We start from the raw sequence: 9,546 nt of genomic DNA, 5'->3' as shown, positions 1-9,546 counted from the left end.
CTGGAGCAACTTTATCAATCGCATCTTTCTGGAAAGAGTGTGGTTCTGGTTGTCCAAGCGGAAGCTGGCGGTATAAAAATAGAGTACCTAGACCAATCAAGGTCTAGGTACTCATAGAAATCTCTATCAACTCTACTTGACGAAGAGCCGTGAAAACCGTCAGCTGGGACTTTTGATTCGAATCCTTTAAGCTTGCAGCACTTTCTGCAAAAAGCTCTGCAGCCGCGGGCTTTGCGGATGGTCGAAGACTTGCTCCGGCGTGCCGGTTTCGTTGATTTCGCCGCCTTCAAAGAAGACAACTCGGTCAGCGACTTCCTTGGCGAAGCCCATTTCGTGGGTCACAATCACCATGGTCATCCCCTGCGCCGCCAGCTTGCGCATCACCTCCAGCACATCGCCCACCATTTCTGGATCCAGCGCCGAAGTCGGCTCGTCAAACAGCATAATGTCAGGCTGCATCGCCAGCGCTCGAGCAATCGCCACGCGCTGCTTTTGGCCGCCGGAGAGGGTTTTCGGCATCGCTTCCGCCTTATCGGCCAAGCCCACGGTATCCAGCATCCGCAGCGCCGCCGCATCTGCGTCGGCCTGGCTCATGAGGCCCAATTCCACAGGCGCCAGGGTGACGTTTTGTTGCACCGACATGTTCGGAAACAGGTTGAAATGCTGGAACACCATGCCGATGTTCTCACGCACCTTGTCGATATCCACATGCGGCCGCGCAATGTCGATGCCGTCAATCAGAATTTCGCCAGAAGTGGTGGTTTCCAAGCCGTTCATCATGCGCAGTACCGTGCTTTTACCGGCGCCGCTGGGGCCAATCAGCACCACAACCTCGTTATCCTCAACCTTCAGATTGACGCCGCGGATGACCTCGTTGTCCCCGTAACGCTTGTGCACATCTTTCATTTCAATGCGTGTGGTCATGCTTGCACCTTCCTTTGCACCCAGTTCGACAGCCACGTCAGCAGCGTAATGATGATCAGATAAATCAGCGCCACCATGGTCCAAATCTTGAAGCCCTGCATGTTGCGAGCGATGATGATTTTCCCGGTTTGGGTTAGCTCAAGCAGGCCTAAAATCGACAGAATTGACGTATCTTTCAGCGTAATGATGAATTGATTGATGAAACTCGGAATCATAATCTTGATGCCTTGCGGTAAAATCACCCGCCGCATCGCCCTGCCCCATGGCAAGCCCAACGACCGCGCGGCTTCCATCTGACCTTTATCGACCGCGCCAATGCCGCCTTTGACAAACGCCGCGGTATACGCACCTTCATTCAGGGTTAAGGTGATAATCCCAGCCACAAAAGCCGGAATTTTGGTGCCAATCACCATCGGCACCCCGGTGTATATGAACAGCGCCAGCACCATCAGCGGCAAGCCGCGAAACAGGTAGATAAAAATCGTGGCGGTGCTTTGGGCCCAGCGGCTCGGCACCACCCCCAGCAGTCCCATCAGCACCCCAACAATGGTGGCACAGATGATACCGACCAACGTCAGCGCCAGAGTTTCCTGCAAGCCGCTCATCAACGTGCCCCAGTTCTGCTTCAGCAAAGTGCCAAAACTGTGGTCCGTACTGCCGGCGGCTTTGGCTTTCTCGGTTTGCTCTTTTTGTGAGCCGTTCCCCAGGTAATGGGTAATGATGCGGTCATATTCGCCAGTCTGGCGCAGTTTCTTCAGGCCGCGATTAAGCGTGGCCAGGAACTCAGGATCGGATTTTTGCACCGCAATACCGTAGTTGTTCGGATCCGCCAGCTTCATCTTGGTGATGCGCAGCGCCAGGCCGGTAGCAATCGCGTACTGAATCACCGGTTTATCCTCGAAGCAGGCCGCGGAGTTGCCAGCGATCACGTCTTGGTAGACGTTATTGGAATCATCGAAAGTAACCGTCGTAAAGCCGTACTTCTTTTTTATCGAGTTCGCATAAGCGCCGGCTGCGGTGCCGGTTTTGATTGCCACTCGCTTGCCGCGCAAATCGGCAAAGCCTTTGATTTTGCTGGTTTTGGCCACCGCCATCACCACGCCAGATTTAAAGTACGGATCGGAGAAGTTGAACATCTCCTTGCGTTCCTTGGTGATGCTCATACCGGCCATCACGCCGTCGATTTGGCCGGCTTGCAGCTCCTGCACCGCGCCGTTGAAACTGGTGGCTTTGATGTTCAGCTTGAAGCCCTCTGCTTTGGCAATCGCTTTTAAAATGTCAATATCGATGCCGACTTGCTGGTTGTTCTTGTCGGTAAATTCAAACGGCGCAAACGTGACGTCGGTGCCGACGGTGTAGGTTTTTTCCGCCGCTTGCACCGGTTCTCCTGGCTTGCCCACCACCAGTATTACCACGATGGCCAATAGCAAACCCATAATCCCCCAACGTTTCACGTTCATCACCACTTTCTATGTCATGTTCAAAGCATAACGGGCGGTTCTGAACCTGTCGAGTGATTATGTCAGATAATCTGACATGTCTCGTTTTTAGGCCAAAGAAAAAGGCGTTGCCGCCTTGATTTAATCTTTATTCACAATATTACCGACTGACGACTTGGAGATTTTCAGCAGGCTCGCAATTTTCCGGTAGGACATGCCTTGCTGCCACAAGGTGATGACCTGCTTTTGCACCGCAATCGGCACACCGCGATGCGGCTGCGGCGCGGCCGCCTGCTCCAGCGGGATGGCTTTGAGCTCGCAGGCGACGCCTTCCGCTTGATGGGCCACGCGCTGCGCTTCAACCTGGCTGTAAGTAATCCACGTCTTCTTAAGATCCTTGGTCCAACCCGGCAAAAGTAGTAAGTCATCGTCTTCAAGATATTCGCCGTATTCATTGACGACGGTGTATCGTTTCAACTCAACCATTGCCATCCGCTCGCCTCCTTTGCTGATACCTCTATTGTAGCGCATTGCGTCCGGTTTCACACCGGGAATTCTGCCAGCGCTCGGCTCGTTTCACGTGAAACAAAAAGTGCTTTTCCCTGTCGCTCAGCGCCGCGCCCAGGTCGCGTAAGGCACCTGATAGCGATGTGCAGGCCACGCTACTGCTAAGTGGTGTTTGGCGACCAAATACCGTGGCAGCAGCGCCACCCCGCGCCCGGCTTCGACCAGCTGCAAAATGCTGGCCCAAGAATCGATTTCTTGCACGCGGCTAAGATCTTGCTTCACGAATTTCAGACTCCGTCGCCGAAAGGGACACAACCGATCGGCGTTGACCAATACCGGAACGCGTTCAGGCGCGATCCCTGGCGCTTGCAAAAACGCCGCATCCAGCCGATCCCGATCGGTCAGGGCATAATCGGCAACATGAAATGGCGCATAAGTGACCACTGTCGCCGCAGTGCAGGTCTTTAATGCCGCCAGCGCGGTAGAACTCATCAACGTGTAGTGCGCGGCGTCTAGGTCGTAACGATTTTGCTGCACCACTAACGCATCAAATAGCAAACTCGACATCAATATTTCCGGCTTGGCCGCCGCGGGATGGAGTGCCGTCCGCACCGCCGTCGTCGCTGTCAGCACTTGCTGGGCATATGCCGCAAACTTGTCCCCCGCCGCGGTAGGCACAATGCCCTGCGGCGTGCGGGTGAACAGCGGCGCGTCAAACTCAGCCTCGATGGCCTTCAGCCGGGCCGAGATATTCGACTGCGCAAAGCCCAGACTGAGCGCCGTTTGATTGATGGACCGCAGCCTGTACAGCTGGGCATAGATTTCCAAGTCTTGCAGTTGCATGGCGCGCCCCCTTATCACTGTTTGCGATAAGCATAGCACAATCTCGTCATTCCCAACATCACGAATGGCGTCTATTCTGAAGCCATAAAGGAGGCAATCATATGCCATATTTACGTGTTCGTATCGCTACCCATGCGACTACTGTCACTGCCGCACAGGTCGCCAGCACTTTGACCGACCTCGCCGTTACCAAGCTCGGTAAAAACGCCGCAGCCGCTGCGGTTGATGTGCACTTTAGCGCCCCATCAGACTGGTTCATCGGCGGCCAGGCGCTTGCGCCAGACCAATCGAGTTTCTTTATTGAAATCAAGCTCACCGCTGGCACCAACACCCGCGATGAAAAAGCAGCCTTTGTCAAGGCCGCCTATCAAGCCATGGCCGAATTGTTACCAAATGTGGCCACGACTAGCTATATCGTGTTGCAGGATGTCGGCGCCGATTCTTGGGGGTATGGCGGGAAAACCCAGGAATTTCGGTATATTAAAGGCTGAGCAGAACCGTCAACGCCATGCACTCGCCTCGTCCCTAGCCGAACCAAACAAAAAACGCCATGAAGGCGTTTTTTGCTGTATGCTCGGTTATTTACGTTTCAGTGTAAATTGACGATCCTTCAAGTGTTTGATTGAGGCCCGATAACGGACGGTACCCGTTGCAGTTTCGACGGTGACCCAGTACCGACCACCTGGCAGCTTATGCTCGATTCGGCCCTCGTCATCCGGGGTGAAGGTGCGCTGATGCCGGCCACGGCGCACAACAGCTCGGCTAGCCCCACTTGGGACCACTAGGAGGTAACGCGTACGGCCAATGATGAGACCGCGCAACAAGCGCCCCATGAGCAGCAGCAACGCCGCAATGGCCACCAGCCAAACGTAGAACTTGAGCTTGTTCCACAGTTCGGCCCACTTGGAGGCCTCGGCATCAGCGGCATGATACGGCACGCGGCGTCCTGTGATCAGCAGGCGCTGCGAGTTAATCATATACGGGGTGCAGGTCATCAAGGTGACCAAATCCTGACCCGGTTTGATTTTCAGCGACGAAACCTCGGTCGGCTCGATGACCCGGCGCGAAAAGACCTGGTAAGCCAGCTTCTTATTGCCGATCCGAATAAAGAACTTATCGCCCTGCTTTAGCTCTGGCAAACGGGTAAATAACTCTGCATTCGGCACACCGCGGTGGCCGGAAATCACCGCGTGGGTGGACTTGCCGCCAGTGGGGTAACTCGTACCGTCTAAAAGACAGGCACCAAACTGAAGCAACCAATCCGTTGTGTGGTTAAACACCGGCAAGCTCAAGCCGATTTTGGGAATCGTGAGTTGAGCAATGGTCTGACTGGCCAGCTTCTTCTGATTGCGCTTTTCACTGGTTTGCGCCGTGCCTTGAGCATTGACGGCAGCATTAAACCCGCTCACGCCAGGCGCCATATTAGCGGTTGCCATGGCTTGGTTTTTGGCCTGATATGATTGATATTCTTTTTTCAACGCCGCCTGGTTCTTATGCGTTTCGCGCTGCTGATAGCCATCGATCACTTGCTGATTTTTGTAGGAAACATAGGCATCACTAACAAACGGGTACGCCAGCACGCCAATTCCCGCGATAATCAGCAACATGATGATGATATCAATCAGGCCCAGAGCCTTCTTCTGCTTTGCCATTTTAACCTCACGAACAAAAATAGAGACGTCACCGACGCCTCCATTTTAGCAGACCTAACTTGGACTAGAAGCTCGTCCGGCGCTTGTTGTAAGCAACACCGCCAAGGACAACCAAGGCTGCACCAAGGACAACGAAGAGGACAATCCCGGCACCACCAGTGTGAGGGAGGAGACCCTTTGGCGTGTTTGGAATCTCGACACTGTTGTCTTTCTCAGTAATAGGGGTATCCTTTTTGGCTGGAACTTCGTAACCTGCAGGTGCATCTACTTCCCATGCAGTGTACTTACCATTTTCAGCAATACCGTGTAAAACGCCATTTTGTGTGTTTTCAATGACAGCAACAAAACCAACGTAACCATCTTTATCAGAAATGAATTCAGTTGCTTCACTCTTATCAGAAGTCCACTTAACGTCGACGGGATTTTTCTCATCATACTGATCAACAGTGGCAACACGAGTCCCATCCTTAAGAATGGTGGCATAAAGATTGCCCTTCATAATATTGAATTTGGCGCCGGCTAAAGCGTCTTTCGTAATACTGTCAATTTTTTTGAATTTCAGATCGAAGGTCGAAGTTGACTTGTTCTTTGGGTATACGTACAGATCTTGATACTTCCCATCTGTAAGGCCGCCTTGAGGCAGACTCAAGGCAAAGTCGTTCTGTTTGTCATACCCCTGAGTGGTCAAAGGGTCTTCTTTAAAGACGTAGACGGATGGCCGCTGTACCTCTTTATCCTTGATGGTTACCTTTGTGAAAACATCAAACGAGGCCGTTGCTTCGCCGTTGGCATCGGTTTTCATCGCTACCGGTGTACCAGCCTCCTTGAGCTCACCATTCGCGACAATCTGGCCATCTTTATCTTGGTAATGGTCGGGATTGTCCCAATATTGTTGTGAAACATTGTACACGTTGAAGGTGACGTTGCTCAAACGCTTCGTTGTTGTATCCGTCGACTTTGTAAAGATATCATCTGATGTATTCTCGGTAGGAAAATCAGCTTTGTTTGTATAAGCATACTTGACCAAAGTAATACTCTGCTTTGCAACAGGATCAGTCGTCGGCGTAGCGCCATCGCCATCCGCTGCACTAACCAAGTTACCATTCCCCAATACCAGTGGCAGTGCCAGCAATGCAGCACCGGCCATGACCAGTGCTTTTTTCAAAAACGATTTTTTCATTACTATCTCCCTTACTTTCCCCTAAGCTTTTTTGTTTTTTACTCTGAAAGCGAAAATTAACGCAATCAGGATTAAACCCATAATTGAGAGCCACGCAGCGCCTTCACTCCCCAATTTAGGGATGATGCGTTGCAAAATACTTGGTGTACCTGGCGTCTTTGGTGTTTTCGGTGGGACTGGTGGTTCCGGTGTTTTGACGTTGACCACCGCATACGGACTGGCCTGGCCGCGCGTATATTCCCCGGCCACTACCATGAATGGAATGGTCTTGGTGCTACGTTGATAGCCTTTGGGTGCTTTAACCTCAACGAGGTTATAAGCACCTGCTTTCAAGCCAGCAAGCGCAAAGCGGCCGTCCTTGGCGGAAACCAAGGTGTACAAGCCCGCCGACTGGTAGTCCGTGACCGGATCGCCAGCCACAGGCCGCCAAAGCCAGCCATGCTCACCTTGCACGAGATATTGACCCTTGGCGTTTTTCACCAGGAAGGTCGCCCCTTGAAGCTTGGTTTGATGCGCCTTGGCATCGATTTTTTCAAATCGTTTGCCACCGGTGACCACGACAGCCATATCGGTTTGAGGCTGACTATCATCTGGGTACAACACCGTCCGATTAATCAACGGGACGTCAGGCGTGGTTCCTTGCTTGATCCGCATCTGGTAGGTCACGGTAATCGTCTTGTTGGCGAACTCGATGAGCTTCGCAGGATCAAAGCTCAAGGCGAATGCTTGCGCGTCATCTTGCGTCGTGGTAAAGCGGCCCGCTGCATTCTGGCCATCAACTTTCACGGTCAAACCGCCCACCCGCTCTAAACGTGCATCGGCGGTATCGGTCAGCTTGAAGTTGGTCATCGCCCCGATATTGGCCGGCACTTTGACAGCAATTTGATAAGGAATTGCCTCACCGTAGCTAAAGTTGGTGCGATAGTTGGTAATGGTTTTTTCGACGGTCGAGTAACCACTCACCATTTTGTTCTTAGGAAACAAATCAATCCGGGACTGGATGCCTTGGTCGATATTCCCTGGCATGACGACCACTAGGTTCTGGCTGTCGTTCTCAATTCCGGCGGGCTGATTGGTTTCTTTGAACAGGTACACAGCGTATTGGCTACCACTACGTACCGGCAAATTTGCAAAAGTCGCCTCGCCTTGCCCAGCGGTGTCCTGGGAGTGCACCGCCTTAGTCGTTGGCTGGTAGTCATCACCGGCCAAGTTAGCTTGTGCCTGCTCGACATCACCCTTAGTGACCTGCTTGACATTGTCCCAAAAATCAGCAGTCACGTCGTACACGGTGAACGTCACTCCGTTCAACGGCTTGCTGTCCTGCTCAAAAGTCGGTTCCGTTATCCCTTTGTTTTGTTGCTGAAGCGGTAAACTCTGATCGAATAACAGCTTGTGCAACACGACTGTCACTTCGGTTGGCGCTGAGTCTGCTGCTACAGTCACTGGGGTTGCAGATTTACTTAAGCCCGCAACCACCAATAGCCCAAGGGCAGCCGTGATCAAACCTTTAATCAGTTTAGTCATGAATTCGCACCCCCCGCCGCTTAATCCAAACCACAACCGCCAGCACGGCAGCGACCACGAGCATCATCAAAGCGAAAGCAGCCGCCCTCACCACTCCTTGGCCACCAGTGTGCGGCAGTATTGGCAATGGCTGATTCTCAACGATCAAAGTTAGGCCGGGCCCGTCATTAGTGGCGGCAAGTTTGTAACCTGACAAGGTTTTACCAGCTTCCAGCTCTTCGCCATTTATCGTTACTGAATCGACTGTCCCCTCGTCATTGATTTTGATAGAGACACTATCGTTAGACTTTTGGTAGCCGAATGGTGCCTGAGCTTCCTTGAGTGTGTAATTGCCATTGGCCTGTAGCTGATGTTCGAACGTTTTCCCTTTCTCGCTATCATCTGAAGTCAACGACTCAAGGTCTTTCTTGGCGTTATCATCAGTCAAAGTAGTCAAAGTAAATTGTGCATCAGCAAGCGGTGTCCCCTGATTGTCTGTCTTCACCACAGTTAGCGGAACGGTCGGCTTAGGCTTGTCGTACTTGGTTAACTGAAGAATGTTTTGATGAACCTCGGTAACATCGAAGGCGTCTGTCTTACCATCAATAGTATTGAGCTTTTGTTGATTGCTGATGCTAGTTCCAGTCGAATTAGGATCATTGGTACCGAAATAGTTCCATTTACCGTCGCTGGTCAACTGGAAGTAATATTCCGTGTCATCCAAAACATAGCCATCTGGTGCGTTAGTTTCTCGAATGCCATAGTACCCTGGCGCCAGTGCATGCGGCGTTGCCTCGTTTAAGTCAGTGATGGTATCGCCAATTTTCTGAGTATAAGAGTCGTTGTACGGTGTCAGTGAAAATTTCATCGATGAGCTTTTTACCTCAGCACCACTGTCAGCGTCACGTTTAACGAATTGGAAACCGTACTGCTGATTGGTCAGCGTTAACGGATCATCCTTTGTCCCAGTCCCACTTGACTTACCAATGAAGGTGTCGAGCTGCGTAAAATTATCGGCGTTTTCATTATGAAGAGTGTATTCAAAGGGCTTACCAAAGTTGTCATATGCCGGCATTGAAACTGTGGTTTGCCAGTCATATGCACTTGTCAGCGTCAACGGGATATCTACAGAGGTTCCATGAGAGGATCTTCTCAACAAGGAAACGTTCAACGTATCTGGCAAAGCGGTCCCTGGTAAAGCAGTCCAATCTTTTTTCACATGAATAACGACAGCAGGCGCTTTAGCAGATGGCACACCGAATTCGACCACGGTGTTAGGATCATCGCCACGCGGCTGGAAAGTCGTTTTACCATTCATTTGGTACCAGTAATCAGGTGTAAATTTTAGATCCTCAATTTTCAAGTCAAGTGCAACGATGATAACGAATTCTTGATAGTGGTCTAGTCTGTTACGCCATGCATCGGTAGTAATCGCATGGGCGAAGATAGTTCAGAATACGTCTGGGACGATGGTTCAGTGCGGATTGGACTGCTTGAA

At 51.7% G+C, this 9,546-nt stretch carries 9 protein-coding genes; 1 reads left to right on the top strand and 8 read right to left on the bottom strand.

The features are described 5' to 3' along the window. Window positions 1-186 precede the first annotated feature (186 nt). The 4 genes from EKM90_RS12260 to EKM90_RS12245 form a co-directional block, all read right to left on the bottom strand. Window positions 187-924, bottom strand: coding sequence for an amino acid ABC transporter ATP-binding protein (locus EKM90_RS12260; RefSeq protein WP_125583024.1), 738 nt, complete (start codon window positions 922-924; stop codon window positions 187-189). Continuing rightward, window positions 921-2,360, bottom strand: coding sequence for an ABC transporter substrate-binding protein/permease (locus tag EKM90_RS12255; RefSeq protein ID WP_164507989.1), 1,440 nt, complete (start codon window positions 2,358-2,360; stop codon window positions 921-923). Before EKM90_RS12255 ends, EKM90_RS12260 begins: the two co-directional genes overlap by 4 nt. Before the next feature lie 144 nt (window positions 2,361-2,504). Then, window positions 2,505-2,855 (bottom strand): helix-turn-helix domain-containing protein, encoded by a 351-nt coding sequence (locus EKM90_RS12250; protein ID WP_125583020.1) that lies wholly within the window; start codon window positions 2,853-2,855, stop codon window positions 2,505-2,507. Window positions 2,856-2,972: 117 nt separating this feature from the next. Then, window positions 2,973-3,713 (bottom strand): LysR family transcriptional regulator, encoded by a 741-nt coding sequence (locus tag EKM90_RS12245; RefSeq protein WP_164507988.1) that lies wholly within the window; start codon window positions 3,711-3,713, stop codon window positions 2,973-2,975. Window positions 3,714-3,814: 101 nt separating this feature from the next. Between EKM90_RS12245 and EKM90_RS12240 the strand changes: the two genes are divergently transcribed. Beyond that, window positions 3,815-4,204, top strand: a complete 390-nt coding sequence (locus EKM90_RS12240) for a tautomerase family protein (protein WP_125583016.1) — start codon at window positions 3,815-3,817, stop codon at window positions 4,202-4,204. Window positions 4,205-4,291: 87 nt separating this feature from the next. Here EKM90_RS12240 and EKM90_RS12235 read toward each other — a convergent pair whose 3' ends face one another. From EKM90_RS12235 to EKM90_RS12220, 4 genes are all read right to left on the bottom strand, one after another. Then, the gene (locus EKM90_RS12235; protein ID WP_125583014.1) at window positions 4,292-5,365 is read right to left on the bottom strand and encodes a class C sortase; all 1,074 of its coding nucleotides are present in this window, start codon (window positions 5,363-5,365) and stop codon (window positions 4,292-4,294) included. 64 nt (window positions 5,366-5,429) lie between these two features. Further along, window positions 5,430-6,545: a SpaA isopeptide-forming pilin-related protein gene (locus tag EKM90_RS12230; RefSeq protein ID WP_125583012.1), complete on the bottom strand. Its 1,116-nt coding sequence runs from the start codon at window positions 6,543-6,545 to the stop codon at window positions 5,430-5,432. 21 nt (window positions 6,546-6,566) lie between these two features. Then, the gene (locus tag EKM90_RS12225; RefSeq protein WP_125583010.1) at window positions 6,567-8,069 is read right to left on the bottom strand and encodes a SpaH/EbpB family LPXTG-anchored major pilin; all 1,503 of its coding nucleotides are present in this window, start codon (window positions 8,067-8,069) and stop codon (window positions 6,567-6,569) included. Beyond that, the gene (locus EKM90_RS12220) at window positions 8,062-9,411 is read right to left on the bottom strand and encodes a prealbumin-like fold domain-containing protein (protein WP_125583008.1); all 1,350 of its coding nucleotides are present in this window, start codon (window positions 9,409-9,411) and stop codon (window positions 8,062-8,064) included. The genes EKM90_RS12225 and EKM90_RS12220 overlap by 8 nt, the downstream gene beginning before the upstream one ends. Window positions 9,412-9,546: the final 135 nt, after the last annotated feature.

The sequence above is a fragment of the Lacticaseibacillus suibinensis genome, assembly GCF_003946175.1.
Lineage (GTDB): Bacteria > Bacillota > Bacilli > Lactobacillales > Lactobacillaceae > Lacticaseibacillus > Lacticaseibacillus suibinensis.
Note: the sequence above shows the minus strand (reverse complement) of the source record. Positions and strands in the feature narration are given on the sequence as shown.

Coding starts and splice junctions, on each gene's coding strand:
- EKM90_RS12260 (WP_125583024.1), bottom strand. CDS start 924: ATGACCACACGCATTGAAATGAAAGATGTGCACAAGCGTTACGGGGAC.
- EKM90_RS12255 (WP_164507989.1), bottom strand. CDS start 2,360: ATGGGTTTGCTATTGGCCATCGTGGTAATACTGGTGGTGGGCAAGCCA.
- EKM90_RS12250 (WP_125583020.1), bottom strand. CDS start 2,855: ATGGCAATGGTTGAGTTGAAACGATACACCGTCGTCAATGAATACGGC.
- EKM90_RS12245 (WP_164507988.1), bottom strand. CDS start 3,713: ATGCAACTGCAAGACTTGGAAATCTATGCCCAGCTGTACAGGCTGCGG.
- EKM90_RS12240 (WP_125583016.1), top strand. CDS start 3,815: ATGCCATATTTACGTGTTCGTATCGCTACCCATGCGACTACTGTCACT.
- EKM90_RS12235 (WP_125583014.1), bottom strand. CDS start 5,365: ATGGCAAAGCAGAAGAAGGCTCTGGGCCTGATTGATATCATCATCATG.
- EKM90_RS12230 (WP_125583012.1), bottom strand. CDS start 6,545: ATGAAAAAATCGTTTTTGAAAAAAGCACTGGTCATGGCCGGTGCTGCA.
- EKM90_RS12225 (WP_125583010.1), bottom strand. CDS start 8,069: ATGACTAAACTGATTAAAGGTTTGATCACGGCTGCCCTTGGGCTATTG.